This window comes from Rarobacter incanus, from assembly GCF_006715765.1.
Taxonomy (GTDB): Bacteria; Actinomycetota; Actinomycetes; order Actinomycetales; family Cellulomonadaceae; genus Rarobacter; species Rarobacter incanus.
The window spans coordinates 1,742,015-1,758,500 of sequence record NZ_VFNV01000001.1 but is presented as its reverse complement, the minus strand read 5'-3'; the positions used below and the strand labels follow the sequence as shown (position 1 = coordinate 1,758,500).

Sequence of the window (16,486 nt, the reverse complement as noted above, 5' to 3'; positions counted from 1 at the left end):
ATGCTGTAAGTTCTCTCTCGCGGGCGCCCGCTTCCCGTGCGCCTGGAATGAAGGAGCCCCCACTTGCGAGTCTGGAGTCTCGATCCTGCACTGCTTGACCGGCAGGGCTTGCTCGCTTGCTGGCGCGAAGCGTTGCTGGCGCAGGCGGTCCTGACAGGCCGCACGCGCGGATACACGCGCCACCCGCAGTTGCTCCGCTTCCGCGAGCAGCCCGACCCCGCTGCGGCGATCGCCACCTACCTCGGCGCCGTCGCAACCGAGGCCGATTCGCGCGGGTATTCGTTCAACCGTTCGAGGATCGACGAGCACCCCGTCTCCCCAACCATGACCGTATCCCAAGGGCAGCTCGACTTCGAATGGGACCACTTGCAGCGCAAACTGACGCTGCGTTCACCGCAATGGCTGGAGTCGCTGCGCGCCCGCTGCCTCGCTCACCCCGCACCGCATCCGCTGTTCCGCGTCGTACCGGGGCCGGTCGCGGCGTGGGAGATCACGCACTCTTCGTGATCACGCCCCGACGTAGTCGGCGAGGTGTTTAGCCGTCAAGGTCGCGCGTTCGCGCACCATGTCGCGCGGGGTCCCGCTGAACACGACGCTCCCGCCGTCGGCGCCCGCCCCGGGGCCCAGATCGATGATCCAATCCGCATGCGCCATGACCGCCTGGTGGTGTTCGATCACGATCAACGACTTGCCCTCGCCGATCAAACCATCCAACAGCGCCAGCAGCGCGTCGACGTCGGCCAGGTGCAACCCGGTCGTCGGCTCGTCGAGTATCAGGGTTCCGCCCTTGGCGCCCAGGTGCGTCGCGAGCTTCAATCGTTGGCGCTCGCCTCCCGACAGCGTGGTGAGCGGTTGCCCCAAAGAAACGTACCCCAAACCGACCCGCTCTAGCCGCGAAGCGATGGCGTGCGCCGCGGCTAGTTTGCCTTCGCCGCCAAAGAATTCGACCGCTTGCGCGACCGGCATCTCCAGAACCTGCGCGATATCCTTCCCACCGAATTTGTACTCCAGGACGGACGGATCGAACCTGCGGCCCTCGCAGGCCTCACACACCGTTGCTGTAGTCGCGACGATCCCCAGGTCCTGGAAGATGACCCCCGCTCCCTTGCACGCGGGGCAGGCCCCGCTCGAATTGGCGCTAAAGAGAGCAGGCTTGACCGCATTCGCCTTCGCGAATGCCTTGCGAACCGGTTCCAACAAGCCCGTATAGGTGGCTGGGTTCGAGCGCCGCGAACCCTTGATCGCGCTCTGGTCAACCCACTCCACGCCGTCGCGTCCGGCGACGTATCCCTCGATCAATGAGCTTTTCCCCGAACCCGCAACCCCCGTAATAACAGTCAGCACACCGAGCGGGATGTCAACGTCGACACCGCGGAGGTTATGCAAATCAGCGCCGCGGACGGCGATGTTGCCGGCGGGGACGCGGAACTCCTCCTTAATGCTTGCCCTGTCACCAAAATGGCGCCCCGTTAGGGTGTCGGATGCACGAAGTTCCGCGACCGTACCCTCGAAGCAGATCTGTCCGCCAGCGGTGCCGGCGCCGGGGCCGATGTCAACAATGTGATCCGCAATCGCAATCGTTTCGGGTTTGTGCTCGACGACCAACACGGTGTTGCCCTTGTCGCGCAGTTGAAGCAGCACCTCGTTCATCCTCTCGATGTCGTGCGGGTGGAGCCCGACGGTTGGCTCGTCGAAAACGTAGGTGATGTCGGTGAGCGCCGAACCCAAGTGACGCACTACCTTGGTTCGCTGCGCCTCCCCGCCCGACAGGGTCCCGCTGGCGCGATCTAGGCTCAGGTAGCCAAGACCGATACGCACAAACGAGTCAAGCAACGCCTGGAGAGCATCGATCAGTGGTGCGGCGGCCCGGTCCTGGACGGTCCGCAGCCAGTCGGCAACATCGGTGATGGGCATTGCGCACACCTGCGCGATGTTCAGCCCGGCAACCTTGACCGAGCGCGCCGCTTCACTCAGCCGGCTGCCGCCGCAGTCGGGGCATTGCTTGAACACGACCGCGCGCTCGACAAAGGCGCGAATGTGCGGCTGGACGGCATCTAGATCTTTCGACAGATAGGACTTCGTGATCTTGGGGATCAGCCCTTCGTAGGTGAGGTTCATGCCGCCGATGCGTAGCTTTGTCGGGGCGTGATACAAGAAGTTGTCCAACTCCTTCGGCGAATAGTCCTTGATCGCCTTGTCGGGGTCGAGCAGGCCAGACTCCATGTATTGGCGCACGTACCAGCCGTCTTGGGTGTAATTGGGAACCGTGATCGCCCCCTGCGAAAGCGACTTGTTTTCGTCGAAAATCTGGGTCAAGTCGATGTCGTTGACCGTCCCCATACCCTCACACCGCGGGCACATTCCGCCCAGGATCTGGAACCGGCGCACTTCCTTTGTGGCCTTGGTGCCCTTTTCGACAGTTACCGCGCCTTGCCCTGATACGGACGCGACATTGAAGGAGAACGCATTGGGCGGCCCGATGTGGGGTGTGCCCAGGCGCGAAAACACGATGCGAAGCAGGGCCCCGGCGTCGGTTGCGGTGCCGACGGTCGAACGGGCGTTGGCTCCCATGCGTTCTTGGTCCACGACTATGGCGGTTGTCAGGCCCTCCAGGACGTCGACGTCTGGGCGCGCGGATGCCCCCATGAACCCCTGCAAGAAGGCCGAGTATGTTTCGTTGATGAGTCGCTGCGATTCCGCCGCGATCGTATCGAAAACGAGCGAGCTCTTGCCCGACCCGGACACGCCCGTGAAGACCGTCAACCGACGCTTCGGGATACTGACGGCAACGTTTCGTAGGTTGTTTTCGCGCGCGCCCACGACCCGAATGTGATCGTGCAGGTCCGCTGCATCCGTTTCGGCAGCAAGGCCCTGTGCCGGGTGGGCGCTGGCGTTGGCGTTGGCGGGGGGCGGAACCATGGTGGCGCTCACTTTCAGTGTCCGAATAGTCGGGATCACAGTATGTCACCGCGCCTCACTTCGCCGGCCGAGCATCCCGGACGCCCGTACTCGGCGTCCCCGGGCACCCCCACACGCGCCGACCGCGCCCCTTTCAGTCACAACCCCTGCACAAACCGGCGCACTCGAACCAAAACCCCGCACTCGACGACCCCAGGCACCCTCGCAAGCGCCGACCGCGCCCCTTCCAGTCACACGCACCCCGCACGCGCCGAGCGCGCACCCGACCGGCGGGGCACGGCGCTCACCCTCCCAAACGTGACCGATTCGAGATGAATATCCACATCCTGAGCAAACATAGGATGTTTTATTGCGGGCCTGTAAACAGCCGGTAAAGGAACTTTTTCCGCCGTCAAACACCCCACTTCACGGCCGTAGGGTCTACTTGGCGATCCTCAAAAGGGCCTCTAATCAGACATTAGGTCTCCATTTGCCCAATTCGCCGCGTATATTCACCGCCCTTGTGTATCAGCGAAAGTGAGCACACCCGTGTCACGAACCACCCGCACCGGCCTACCGACGCTCCCGCGTTGGCAACGCCTCCTAGCGATCGGCTGCGCGACAGCGATCGCCGGGGTCGGACTGACGGTCCCTGCGGCCGCCCAGGCCGCACCCGCCGATGTCACGTTCCCCGCAACCGACGGCACCGACACTCCGCTCGAATCGGACATCCTCAAGGCCGTCGAGGAGGCCGACTTCAGCTCGACCTACGACTTCGACACCGAGACGATCTCCAAGTACACCCCGCAGGTGGACGTTGCTGTGATCGAACTTGACGAACAGGGCAAGATCCGCGACCGCGCCAACATCATCGTCTCGCGCGATTACCCGAACGGTGTCGTTGCCCCCATCGATTCGACCATGTCGTCTAGCTCCGTGAACTGGATTAAGTGGGATCAATCCAAGTTCGATGGCACCAACTACGGCACCGGCACCTCGATCGTCGAAGGACGCGAGGACGCCCCGCTGCGTTACATGTCCAGCTACCCGGCATCGCTTTTGAAGTCGATGGTCGCGTTCGGCATGGTATTCCTCGCGGACCACGATGTCATCAACTTCTCCGACACCTACACCTACAACGGCGTCACGAAGTCGATCACGCAGTGGACCTCGGAAATGATTCAGTACTCGAACAACACCTCCGCATCCGCGATGATCAAGATGCTGCACGAGGTCCAATACAACGACCAAAGCGGCATCGACTTCCTGAACAGCGAGTTGGCAAAGCTTGGCCTGTCGACCCTGCAACTCAAGGGCACCAGCGCCAGCACCGGCGGTGGCTGGTCGAACGGCGGGGTCACCATGACTTCGTTCGACACCGCGCGACTTGACCTGCTGCTCGATGGCGGCGGCACCGGGGTTCTGTGGACCACCCCCGATGGGCTGGACGTGACTTCTAGCATTTTGAGCGACGAGGGCCGCCAGTGGCTCCTGGACATCTGGTCCGGCACTGCGTACCACTGGATGCTCGACACCGGAAACTTCTGCAACTGGACCACGCCCTACACGGGCGAAAGCCAGTACCCCTCTACCGGTATCCCCGCCGTGGTCCCGGAATCCACGCTGAACGCGAACGGCACCTCGAAGATCGCTTGGGCAGGCTCGCCATTCGCATCAATCGACGTGCGCCCGTGCAACGAGAAGGCCGAGGTCACCTACTACAACAAGTACGGCCTGACCTACAACGCCGGGGCGGACGCGGGAATCGTGAAGGCGCTTCCGGGCAAGCCGTACCGCCACTACATCATCTCCGTGATGACAAACATCGGCTACCGATACGGTGACGCGGCGCTCGCAGCGACCGGCAACGCCTGCCTCAGCAACGAATCGAGCTTCTGCTACACGGAGAAGCTGCCAATCATGGCCGGGAAGATTGATGCGGCCATCAAGGCCCGCGGAACAGAGCCCGCGAAGGCAACCACCAAGACGGCGCTCGCCCTTTCGGCCGATTCGATAACCTACCCGCAAACCGTGACGGCTACCGCGACAGTGGATGGCGCTGCGAGCGGTGCAACCGTTGACCTGTACGACGGCGACACGCTGGTAAAGTCCGGCACCACCGACGCGGAGGGCAAGGTGACTTTCACCTACGAACCCAAGCCGGGAACCAGCACACTCGTTGCCAAGTACGAGGGCGATTCATCGACGTTCACGTCCTCTTCGTCAGCCCAGAGCCTCGAGGTCGCCAAGGGCGACCCCAAATTCGCTCTCACCGTGACGGGTGCGGAGTTTGGGTCTTCCCCGACGGCCGTAGTTTCGCTGGCGGATGACGCAACGGGCACGGTCGATTTCCTGGTCAACGGCGATGAGTTCAAGAACGTCCCGGTCGCCGGGGGGAAGGCGGAACTCGTCCTTGCTGATCTTGGGGTCGGTGCATACCCGGTCCAGGCCTCGTACTCGGGTTCGGATTTCTACGAAGCGGCGCAGGGCCTCAGCGCGGTTGCGATCACCAAGGCCGGGACCGTCACCTCGCTCAGCGCTCCGACCACCGTGTACGGCAATTCGGCAACTGTTGTGGCGGCGGTCTCGCCCGCTGCCACCGGCTCCGTTGACTTCACGATCGACGGCCAGCCGGCCGGAACCGTCGATCTGACAGGCGGCAAGGCACAGATTTCCGCGATTGGGCTGAGCGTGGGCAGCCACGTTCTGTCGGCTACCTTCACCGGGTCCGACAACTACACCCAGTCGTTCGGGGTGACGACCCTCAAGGTGACAAAGGCCGCCGTATCGTCCATCGAGGTCAAGGCAACGAAGACGAAGAAGGGCAAGAAGACCAAGGTCAAGGTCGTCGTTGGCAAGTTGACCAACGGTTCGGTTGCCACGGGTAAAGTCGCGATCAAGGTCGGGAAGAAGACCGTCAAGACGGTCAAGCTCCGCAAGAAGAACGCGGGCAAAGTCACCGTCACATTGACGAAGAGCTACTCGAAGAAGGCAAAGATCAGCGTCAAGTTCACGCCGCAGGATTCCGCGAGCGTGAAGGCGAAGAAGTCGGCCAAGGTGAAGGTCAAGCGCAAGTAAGGCCCGACCCGCGCCTGCACGGAGGGACCACCCGAGGGGCGCACACTAACTGGTTGATGGGAAGCGGCCCCGTCCGGAGAATTTCCGGGCGGGGCCGCTTCCGTGCCGCCTACCCGGCCACATCCGCACATATAAGATTTTGAGTACGCTGTTCTAGTCGTTCTCGTCCAAAAGCTGCTCAATGAAGGCATTCAAGACTCTGCTCCCGGCGTGCGTCGCCGCCTGCGCGCTCCTGGCGCCCACCGCGCACGCAGCGCCACCACTCGCCGATATCTCCCGCGACACTCATGGCTACGCGGCGGCCGGCAACACCGCGTGGTTGGCGGCCCCGACCATGGCGGCAAAGAGCGAGAAGCGCAAGACGATCAACGTGAAGGTGATCAAGTATTACACTTCCTCCGCCTCCGTGGGCGCCAAGCTAGACCCCAAGAACGGCGTGCTCTTGATCGATTACCCGGGGGCACCCGACATCCTCACAAAGAAGTCGAGCAAGGCCGGCAAGCGGCTGTGGACGGCTAAACGCGGGGACCGCGTCAAGCTCACGGGCAAAGCTGATGGCACCCGGCTGGTCAAGAAGGTCCGCACGATCAAGTCCACGTCCCGCACCACAGCAGGAGCCACCATCGTGCATGGCGACGACGCCGGAACGATCTACGTGTATGGCAAGAAGAAGACCCGCCGCATCACCCTGTCGTTCCCAGGCTAGGGCAATGAGCCGCGCCTGCCCTGGCGGATCGCCCTCGCGGTGCCGGGGCGGACGCTGCGCCGCGAGCCCAGCGGTGGTGGCGATACTCGACCATTTTCACCTATAGGCCTAACGTCTTATCGCCAACCTCAGGGCCCGGGTACCGTCGGTGTCGCGGGCACGCATCCACGCCCCACAAGCGAGAGAGAGAGAGATGAAGACCCCTGCTCGTATCGTGATTACGATGCTCACTGCCACCAGTCTCCTAACGGCTGCGGCTGGCACAGCCCAAGCGGCGGACCCCATAAGCGAGGCGACTGTCACCGCTGGAATTATTGCTGCGGCCGCCCCCGATTCCATCCCGGTCACCGAAGTATTATCTGTCGGCGATGGGTACGTTGCGCAGGATCCTGGTGGCGTTGTCGAAGTACCTAACGACCCCAATGATGCGGTGGAATTCCAAACCCCAGGGACGCAGGAAACCATTCAACTATCGTTACCAGAACTTACTGGGGCCCAGACTGCCAAGCGAAGCGATGACGGCACTATCACTTACCCGACCGCGCAAGACACCACCGTCGCGGTTCAACCGCTTGCGGGTGGCGTGCGCGTCCTTACAGTCATCGAAAGCAGCGAATCTCCCACAGCCTTTGACTACAAAATCGATTTGCCAGATGGCGCCACCCTCGCGGAGAACACGGACGAATCAATTTCGGTCTTCGCACGAACTGAGACTGAAGTTCCGCTACCCGGCGAAGATGCTCGGATCAACGCCGCCGTGACCAGTATCCTCGGCGAAAACTCGCTGTCCCTCGACTCTCTCGACAAACTCACCGACAAACAAATCGACCAACTCGCAGCCATCCCAGAAGCCGAAACCACCACTGTGACCAAGACCGAGAAAGTCGCCGAAATCGCTGCCCCTTGGGCTACAGATGCAAACGGCAATCCCGTCCCCACCCGCTACGAACTCAACGACGGCACCCTCACTCAAATCATCGAGCCTTCCGCCGAGGCCGAGTATCCCATCGTGGCTGACCCGAGTTGGTGGTGGTGGACCGCAACTACGGCTGCATGCATCGGCCAACTCGCTTCATTCACGGTCGTGGGGGCGAAAGTGGTGCGCGCGTTTGCTAAGGCGGACAAAGTCATTAAGGGATCCACTAGACTCATTCGCGCGTACAACAAATTGGGTGCGCGGTGGGAAACAGTAATCGACAAGATCAAGAAGTACGTAAAGTCACGAAAGAACCTCACCAAAGACCAGATCGACGCGGTTGGGGACCTCATCGGTGGGGGCGGCAAGTTGCTCGGCGAAATACTTGGAATTGGGAGTTGTGTCGCGATCGTTCTTGAAGTCGCCCGATGAGTATAGTGCTGTCGACGTGTGCTTTGACGGCACTCAGCATTCTGTTCGCGGCGGGCAGTGGGTGCGCAGCGTTCCTCTGGGCGAGACCGCTGCCAAAGCCGCACCGCTCGACCGAGCGCGACGGGCCGACACTCCGCGACGCACGGAGAACGGCCACAGTCATCACGGCGTTCGCACTCGGATCGCTCTGGCGACTGCCGCTACCCGGGCCGGTGTGGCTTTCCTATGTGATCGTGATCGTCGTTCCACTGTGCATCGGACTGACCCTGCGCCGCAGGAGCCGTGAGCCTCTCACCTGGCCGCGGCCCAGGAAACGCTAATTCGCCACGGCCTCAACCGGCGGGCGGGCGCTGACCGGCGGCGGGCGATAAGGGGGAGGTGGCCTCGTCCCTTATCGCCCAAAGCCCGCCGCTACGCCCCGGAAACGCTCACTTCGCTCCGCTACGCCTTGGTCACGCTCAGCCCGTCCGCGGATTCATCTGAGCGGTCCACCACAACCGTGTCGCCGTCGGTAACAGCCCCGGACAGGATTTCACGCGCCAACTTGTCGCCTATCTCACGCTGCACCAGTCGCCGCAGCGGCCGGGCACCATAAGCCGGATCGAAGCCCTCCATCGCCAGCCACTCGCGCGCGGCGGGCGTCACATCCAGCGACAATCGGCGGTCGACCAGTCGCTTCGCCAACCCCGCGACCTGAATGTCCACGATTCCGCCCAGCTGGTCGAGCGTCAGCGGATCGAATACGATCACGTCATCGAGCCGGTTCAAGAACTCAGGCTTGAAGGACGAGCGCACCGCCGTCATTACCGACTCTCGCTTCGTGGCTTCATCGAGGGTGGGATCGACCAAGAATTGCGACCCGAGGTTCGACGTCAGGATCAAGATCACGTTGCGGAAATCAACGGTCCGCCCCTGTCCGTCGGTCAGGCGCCCGTCGTCCAGTACCTGCAACAGGATGTCGAAGACGTCGGGGTGCGCCTTTTCCACCTCGTCGAGCAGCACCACCGAATATGGGCGCCGCCGCACGGCCTCCGTCAGCTGGCCGCCCTCCTCGTAGCCGACGTACCCCGGGGGGGCGCCGACCAGGCGCGCCACGGAGTGCTTCTCGCCGTATTCCGACATGTCGATGCGGACCATGGCGCGCTCATCGTCGAAGAGGAATTCGGCCAGAGCCTTCGCCAGCTCGGTCTTGCCGACGCCGGTCGGTCCCAGGAACAGGAACGATCCGGTAGGTCGGTTCGGGTCGGCAATGCCGGCGCGCGTGCGGCGCACGGCGTCCGCCACCGAGTGCACGGCGGCCGCCTGTCCGATCAGCCGCTTGCCGATGAAGTCCTCCATGTGCAGCAGCTTTTCGGATTCACCCTGGAGCATCCGGCCTGCAGGTATCCCGGTCCAGGCGGAAACGACCTCGGCAATTTCGTCGGCGCCGACGTGGTCGCCGACCAGCGGCGACTCGGTCTTCTCGCCGGCGGCCTCGCGGGCCTCGGCATCGGCAATCTGCCTGTTGATTTCCGGGATTTCGCCATACCTGATGCGTCCCGCGGCCTCCAGATCGCCTTCCCGCTCCGCGCGTTCCGCGGCCGTGTTGAGCTCGTCCAGCTTCTTTTTCAGGTCACCGACGACGTTGAGCCCGCTCTTCTCCTTCTCCCACCGCGCATTGAGCGCGCCGAGCTGCTCCTTCTTGTCGGCCAGTTCCGCGTTGAGGTGATCCAGGCGTTCACGCGATCCCTCATCCTCGGATTTGGCCAGGACGGTCGCCTCCATCTCCAGGCGCGTGACCTGGCGCTGCAACTCGTCGATCTCGACGGGCGAGGAATCCATCTCCATTCGCAGCCGGCTCGCTGCCTCATCGACCAGGTCGATCGCCTTATCCGGCAACTGGCGCCCGGAAATGTACCGGTTCGACAAGGTGGCGGCGGCAACCAACGCGGAGTCATCGATAGTGACCCCGTGGTGCGCCTCGTAGCGGCCCTTGAGCCCGCGCAGAATCGCGACGGTGTCCTCGACGGACGGCTCGCCGACAAATACCTGCTGGAACCGCCGCTCCAAGGCGGGGTCCTTCTCGATGTGTTCGCGGTATTCGTCAAGAGTCGTCGCGCCCACCAGGCGCAACTCGCCGCGCGCCAGCATGGGCTTGAGCATGTTGCCCGCGTCCATAGCGCCCTCGCCGCCTGCGCCCGCACCGACGACCGTGTGAATCTCGTCGATGAAGGTGATGACTTCGCCTTCGGACTTCTTGATTTCCTCCAGGACGGCCTTCAGGCGTTCCTCGAATTCGCCGCGGTATTTGGCACCGGCCACCATCGCTGCCAGGTCGAGCGAGACCAGTTTGCGGTTCTTCAGCGAGTCGGGCACGTCGCCCGCGACGATGCGCTGGGCAAGTCCCTCCACAACGGCGGTCTTTCCGACCCCGGGTTCGCCGATCAGCACCGGGTTGTTCTTGGTGCGGCGCGAAAGCACCTGCACGACGCGGCGTATTTCCGCATCGCGCCCGATGACGGGGTCGAGTTTGCCTTCGCGCGCCGCCGCGGTCAGGTCCACGCCGTACTGTTCGAGCGACTTGTAGGTGCCTTCCGGGTTTGCCGATGTCACCGGCCCGCTCGTGCGCACCAACGGCAGCGCCTTGCGCAGCGCTTCGGCGGTTGCTCCCGCAGAGTGCAGCGCCTTGGCGCCCGCATCGGTGCCTGCCGCTATTCCGAGAACGAGCATTTCGGCGGAGATGAACTCGTCCCCTTGTTCTTCCGCCGCCTTCTTTGCCGCCTCGATCGCCCGTCCCAGCGCGCCCGACGGCCGCGCCTCAGCGACCGACGAACCGCTGACCTGCGGCAATTGCATGAGTGCGGCGCGCGCGTTGCGGCCCACGACCTGCGGGTCGACGTTCGCCGCTTCGAGCAGGGCGCTGGCCATGCCGCCGTGCTCGATCAGCGCGCTGAGCAGGTGGACGGGTTCGGCGTAGGGATTTGATGCCGCCGTGGCAGCCTGCAGTGCGTCGCCGATTGCCTCTTGCGAGAGTGTTGTGAATTTCGTTTCCATGAATCCTCCTGGCCCCGTTTCTCACCGGGTTGCGGCTCGTAGAGATCGGGATGTGTATTTTCTATGAGTCACAACGCCACCAAAGTTGAGTCTATTCCGCTCAAGGTGAATTGGGAAGTGGGGCGGGGTTTTGCCGGTCGCGTTGCGCGCAGCTTCGTGGGTCGAGACCACACGTCAACCGGACAGTGCGCAGCACGCGTGTGGAGACCGCCCTCCAACCGGACAGTGCGCAGCACGCGCGTCGGCACAAAACCCGCTCTCGCGCTCCAGCGCATTCAATTCCCATGGCGCACACTCCAGCCCGTAGTACATGCGTACGATGTGTGATATGCTTGTTCGTACGGAGCGGAAGCGGCAAGGGCATTGCCCGGTTGGCATGAATCGGTCAGACGGATTGATTCTTTGCCTTATACGCCGTGATTCCCGCCATGCGCGTCGTGCGCGCCCGCCCATCAGGGCGATGTTGCGATCACGGCGTCGGCGGTTGACAGGTAGCTAGAAAACACATGTGCACGCCCTACTGGCGTCATAGCAGATACAGGTTTTCCGACGCGGATACGACCGCATCAAATCTACGGCGAACTGTTTCTGCGGCGACGGCCCGGCAGATGTCGTTGTTCGACACGAAGCAGGCACAGGCACTGGCAGCGGAACAGGCACAGCACAGGCACTGGCGGTGCTACAGGTATCGACGATTCGCGGAAAGGACAATTCGATGGGCTCAAACTCGTGGGACACACAGTCCCCCGTCGGTGATCTCAGCGATCTTTCGCGTGCGGATCTTGTCGATCTCCTGGGTGCAGCGTGCGCTGCGCTGGCGGCCAGATCGGCGCGTGATGACGACATGGAATTCGCGCTCCGGGCTCGCGCCAGTTGTAGTCGGGTGACCGAACGTCTATCGGCTTTGAATTTGGACTGGTTAGGGATCATTGACGCGCAAAACGGTTGGGCCGGCGACGGGTCGCGATCTGCGGCCGCCTGGCTCGCACGCCAAGACCACATCACCTACCGTGACGCTCGCCGTCAGGTCAACACGGCACGCACCTTGCGATCCGTTTTGCCCGCTACTGCTGACGCCGCCCGCGCAGGGACCATTCCCCTGACAAACGCGTACTTGATCGCGAACACGGCAAACACAAGCGCGCGGGTCGCCGCACTCCACGCAACCTCCGAAGGCGCAGATTCGACTCTCCCAGCCCCCGAACCGCTCGCAGACCCCACGAGCGACACTGACCAGGCTGCGACCACCAGCGTGGCTGATCCGCCGTCGACATGCGAGGAACAACTCATCGCCATGGCCTCCCTCTTCGAGCCGCAAGTGATGCGCCGGATTACTGAGCACTTCGCTTTGGTAGCCGACCCAGACCAAGCCGACCGCGCATACCGCGAGCGCACCCGACGCGAGTATCTCGAGATCTCCCACACCCTCGATGGATATCACCTCACCGGATTCCTCACCCACGCCAACGGGCAACTGATCAAAGCAACCCTGACCGCGATCAATAACACCCTGATTGCCACCACCCCGAGCAGTACCGCAGACAGCGGCGGCCTTGCCGATAGCAGCAGCAGCGAATCAAGCCCCGTTGCCGTCTCGAATGCCAACAATGGCCGACAGACGGCTTCGGTCTTGGGCGCTGAGGAACCCGACCCGCTCGGGACGAAGCCCCTCTTCACCGCCGGGCAACGCAACGCAATCGCCCTAACGGCGATGGCGCATCTCGCCGCAGGGCGTCCCATCCTTGAGAACAAAACCCCTACACCCGCAGCAGTCGGCACGGACATGCCGAGCGGTCAAGACACATCGTCTAGTGCCGACCGACGAGTACAAACGCACTTGACAGTGACCGTGTCCTACACCGAACTCTGTCACGTGATGCGAGGCTACGAAGACCTCATGGCCGCAGAGAGCACGGGGAAAGTCTCCAGGCACGGCGCTTCGCCACCCATAGCAGACCAACGGGCCCAGACCTTGTTCGACCACAACGGGCCGCCACTCCCGGGCAGCGCGGGCGGCCAATCACGTCCCCTCCCCCAGGACCTCCACACACTGATCTCGCGCCCACCCGCACATTGGGCCGACGGAACCGGGCCGATACCGCACAGCGTCCTGCGCTGGATAGCTACCACCGGCACCATCAACCGAGTCATCTTTGGTCCCGACAGCCAAATCCTCAACCTCGGCAGATCCGCTCGCGTCCTGACCGGCAACAGACGCCGAGCCATCATCGCGCGTGACCGCACCTGCGTGTGGCCGACCTGCGACGCGCCACCGCAACTATGCGAAGTACACCATGCCACCGTTCATTGGGCAGACGGCGGCCACACCTCAACGCTCACCGGAGCGCTCCTGTGCTACTGGCATCACAACCACTGCGACCGCAACAACATAGCCATGCGGCGCATCAACGGAGCATGGCACTTCGGTCCGCCGGGGAGCTACAGCCCCACCGCACAGTGGCAGCCGATAGAGTGATCCGCATGCCGACACGATGGCACCCAGATCAACTCGGATCCGGATGGGCCCGGACAACAATAGAGCTCACCAGTGCCAAGGGATCAAACTTGTGCCCAGACCCCCCGGTTGCGACCCTCGTCGCCTATTCGCCAGGAGGCAGTCCTGATCAGGCCAATCAGTCGCTAATCGACGACCGCGCTCCCCGACCAGAGTCGAGCGGCCGCGTTTATGACGAGGTTTCTGGTGATTTGGCGCGCAACAATAGCGGTTCAAAACCGGAGCGTTCACGCGGATGCGCTACGGCTGTGCTCTACATCCACGGGTTCGCTGATTACTTCTTCCAAGCGCACCTTGGCAAGCGCATCACTGCAGCGGGATACGGTTTCTTCGCTATCGACCTACGCAGGTACGGCCGATCGCTGCGTTCGGGGCAGACCGCGAACTACACGGATGACCTCAGCGAGTATTTCGAAGAGCTCGATGCCGCCATCCGCATCATCACGACCGAGTTGGGGTACTCGAAGGTCGTCGTCATGGGCCATTCGACAGGCGGGTTGATCGCGCCACTGTGGATCTCCGCTCGAGCGCACGCCCGAACGCCGCGCGAAGGCGGCAAGCGATCCGCCTCTGCCAAGAGGCAAACTGCGCCCATCAAAAGCACCACCACACCCACGGAAACCAACCACCACACGCAAACCACACCCACGGAAACCAACCACCACACGCAAACCACACCACCGGCGGGGCCGATCGCGGCCCTCGTCCTCAATAGCCCTTGGATCGCTATGCAGGGCCCTGCTTGGTGGCGAGCCCTTGGCGCCGTGGCGTCGCGTCTACTTTCTCCTATCGCGCCGCGCCTGCCACTCAGCTCGATGGATGTGAGCTACCGGCGCGCGCTGCACCTCACAACGGGAGGTGAATGGGCCTTCGATCTATCGATGCGTCCCGAGAAGGGCTTTCCCGCTCGGGCCGCCTGGCTCGCTGCCATCCGCCGTGGGCACCGCGCCGTTCAGCGAGGCCTTGCACTCCCCGTACCCGTGTTGGTGGCGTGCTCTACCGAGAATGGGCCCCGGTCGGGAAACCACGAACGACTCCTGACCAGCGATAGCGTCTTGGATGCCGACCGCATCGCGGCCGCATCGCTCAAGCTTGGCCCGCGCGTCGATCTGGTTCGTTTCGCGGGGGCCCACGACTTGGCGCTGTCGCCCGAACCTATTCGCACTGAGTACATCGATACGGTCGCGAAGTGGATTGAAAAGGCGGTGGACAACTTGCCACAAAACTAGGAGGCGCGCACGCCCCACAACCACAACCACCACCACGGACCGAGCTTCCGCCAGCCAACCGATCCAGCCCAGCCCAGCCACCCAGCCAACCGACCCAGCCCAGGAACGCCGCCCCAGCCCGGGGCCGCGAGTGCAAACTGCCAGAAAACGGTACCGTCCGTAACCGCTACGCGAGTCGCAGGGACGCCCAGATCAACGCGTGATCGGATGCGCGTTTCGCATCGTTGGGCACCATCGTGTTGACGTATTTGACCGATCCGGCAATCCCCTTGCCCAGGATGTAGTCCAATCGTGCCCCGAAGCCACTGGCTGGGACGCTGACCTTCGTTGCCCACTGGGAAGTCGTCGGCCACGTCGGGCGCACGCGGTTCTTGGTCGCTGATGCGTCGTAGTATCCCGCTGCAACGAACGCCCGGTGAGGTGCGGCGCCAGACACTTGGTCGTTCTGCCAAGCGTTGAAGTCACCGGCCACGATGATCGGATATCCGCCCTCGTTGAGCGCATCCATTTTCGCCATAACGTACTTTGCTTGCTTCACCCGCAGGGCGGAATATTTGGCGCTCGTCTTCTTGCTAGTGCTCGCCCGCGAATCTAGGTGCACCGACACGACCCAGAACTTCTTGCCGCTCGAAATGTCCTGGAACAGCGCGAAGGCAGCCGATCGACGATCCGCGGCGGAGTCGCTGCCAAGAGTCGGCAGATCGAAAGCACAGCGAGAACTGAACGAACTCCCATCGGTCTCCGAGGGGCAGTGGGACAGCAGGCGATACTTCGCCGTGTCGTACATGATCCGGGTGCCCTGGGTTCCGTGCGAGGTTCCAGCGCGCACATACGGGGTCGTCTGCACAAGAGCGTAGGACGAGCCCCCCGCCTTCCCCCGCACAGTGCTCAGCAAGTCGTCCGTCTGCCTCGGAATACCGGTGGCTTTCACCGCGCCCCCGTCGACAATATTGCCTGGTCCTAGTTCCTGCAGAGCAATGATGCCGGCCTTCGACGCGATGATCGTCGCAGCGAGTTTGCTCCGGCGAGTCGTCCACTTACCCACAGCCTTGTTCTTCGAACGCGCCTTCACGGAGGCTATGTTGTACGACGCGACTATCAGTTGCGTACCAGACTTGGCCGTCGCCGGCGCCACTGACACCGTGTGCAGGCCGGGGTATACGCGCGTGATCTTCTTCTTGCCGGCGGAGTTGACAGCGGAAAAACGGTAGTAGATGTGATTTCCGCTGCCCAGGGGCGCGCCGACCCGCGCGGCAAGCTTGGCGGACACAGTGAACGATCGAGCACTCCGCGCGATCTTCACCAGCTTGTAGTTGCGGCCCTTCTTGGGGAGGGTCTTAACGTTCGGCGAGAAGCTAGTGCTCGCCAGTTCGAGTTGGAAATACGACGTCGTCTGGCTGGAAGTTTTCCAGGTGAAGGTGACGGTCCCCGGCTTCTTTCCCGGTTTCGCCTTCAGTGTGGTTATCCGCGCGGGCCACTGCGATTTCTTGACCTTCTTCGCTTCCGTCTTCCAGCTCGCGGCCGCGGCGGCGGACGGCTGGCTCACCGCGGCCACGCCCGCGCCGGTCACTATTACTGATACCGCGACAAGTGCCACCAACAAACGCACCGGCGCAAAGCTACGCAAAGCGGGAGAATCCGAGAAAGACAAAGACATAGAGGGATCATATAGACAAGTT

Annotated in this window: 9 protein-coding genes; 6 read left to right on the top strand and 3 right to left on the bottom strand. The window is 62.9% G+C overall.

Going from position 1 to position 16,486, the window contains the following annotated elements; all coding sequences use genetic code 11:
- Positions 1-63 precede the first annotated feature (63 nt).
- Entirely contained in the window at positions 64-507 is a 444-nt protein-coding gene (locus tag FB389_RS07265; protein WP_142112328.1) for a pyrimidine dimer DNA glycosylase/endonuclease V, read from the top strand.
- Here the strand turns inward: FB389_RS07265 and FB389_RS07260 are convergent, their stop codons facing one another.
- Positions 508-2,919, bottom strand: a complete 2,412-nt coding sequence (locus FB389_RS07260; protein ID WP_142113657.1) for an ATP-binding cassette domain-containing protein — start codon at positions 2,917-2,919, stop codon at positions 508-510. It lies immediately after the preceding gene.
- Between the two features lie 528 nt (positions 2,920-3,447).
- Between FB389_RS07260 and FB389_RS07255 the strand changes: the two genes are divergently transcribed.
- The 3 genes from FB389_RS07255 (at position 3,448) to FB389_RS07245 (ending at position 8,030) form a co-directional block, all read left to right on the top strand.
- Positions 3,448-5,976, top strand: coding sequence for an Ig-like domain-containing protein (locus FB389_RS07255; RefSeq protein ID WP_142112326.1), 2,529 nt, complete (start codon positions 3,448-3,450; stop codon positions 5,974-5,976).
- Positions 5,977-6,157: 181 nt separating this feature from the next.
- Positions 6,158-6,682, top strand: coding sequence for a hypothetical protein (locus tag FB389_RS07250; RefSeq protein WP_142112324.1), 525 nt, complete (start codon positions 6,158-6,160; stop codon positions 6,680-6,682).
- A 193-nt stretch (positions 6,683-6,875) separates the two neighbouring features.
- Positions 6,876-8,030: a hypothetical protein gene (locus tag FB389_RS07245; RefSeq protein ID WP_142112322.1), complete on the top strand. Its 1,155-nt coding sequence runs from the start codon at positions 6,876-6,878 to the stop codon at positions 8,028-8,030.
- A gap of 441 nt (positions 8,031-8,471) precedes the next feature.
- Here FB389_RS07245 and clpB read toward each other — a convergent pair whose 3' ends face one another.
- Positions 8,472-11,063, bottom strand: a complete 2,592-nt coding sequence (gene clpB / locus FB389_RS07240; RefSeq protein WP_142112320.1) for an ATP-dependent chaperone ClpB — start codon at positions 11,061-11,063, stop codon at positions 8,472-8,474.
- A gap of 715 nt (positions 11,064-11,778) precedes the next feature.
- On the opposite strand from clpB, the gene FB389_RS07235 reads away from it, so the two are divergent.
- Together FB389_RS07235 and FB389_RS07230 are read left to right on the top strand one after the other, a co-directional pair.
- Positions 11,779-13,539: a DUF222 domain-containing protein gene (locus FB389_RS07235; protein ID WP_142112318.1), complete on the top strand. Its 1,761-nt coding sequence runs from the start codon at positions 11,779-11,781 to the stop codon at positions 13,537-13,539.
- Between the two features lie 287 nt (positions 13,540-13,826).
- Positions 13,827-14,807 (top strand): alpha/beta hydrolase, encoded by a 981-nt coding sequence (locus FB389_RS07230; protein WP_170207920.1) that lies wholly within the window; start codon positions 13,827-13,829, stop codon positions 14,805-14,807.
- A gap of 166 nt (positions 14,808-14,973) precedes the next feature.
- Here the strand turns inward: FB389_RS07230 and FB389_RS07225 are convergent, their stop codons facing one another.
- The gene (locus FB389_RS07225; protein WP_142112314.1) at positions 14,974-16,464 is read right to left on the bottom strand and encodes an endonuclease/exonuclease/phosphatase family protein; all 1,491 of its coding nucleotides are present in this window, start codon (positions 16,462-16,464) and stop codon (positions 14,974-14,976) included.
- Positions 16,465-16,486: the final 22 nt, after the last annotated feature.

Coding starts and splice junctions, on each gene's coding strand:
- FB389_RS07260 (WP_142113657.1), bottom strand. CDS start 2,919: ATGGTTCCGCCCCCCGCCAACGCCAACGCCAGCGCCCACCCGGCACAG.
- FB389_RS07250 (WP_142112324.1), top strand. CDS start 6,158: ATGAAGGCATTCAAGACTCTGCTCCCGGCGTGCGTCGCCGCCTGCGCG.
- FB389_RS07245 (WP_142112322.1), top strand. CDS start 6,876: ATGAAGACCCCTGCTCGTATCGTGATTACGATGCTCACTGCCACCAGT.
- clpB (WP_142112320.1), bottom strand. CDS start 11,063: ATGGAAACGAAATTCACAACACTCTCGCAAGAGGCAATCGGCGACGCA.
- FB389_RS07235 (WP_142112318.1), top strand. CDS start 11,779: ATGGGCTCAAACTCGTGGGACACACAGTCCCCCGTCGGTGATCTCAGC.
- FB389_RS07225 (WP_142112314.1), bottom strand. CDS start 16,464: ATGTCTTTGTCTTTCTCGGATTCTCCCGCTTTGCGTAGCTTTGCGCCG.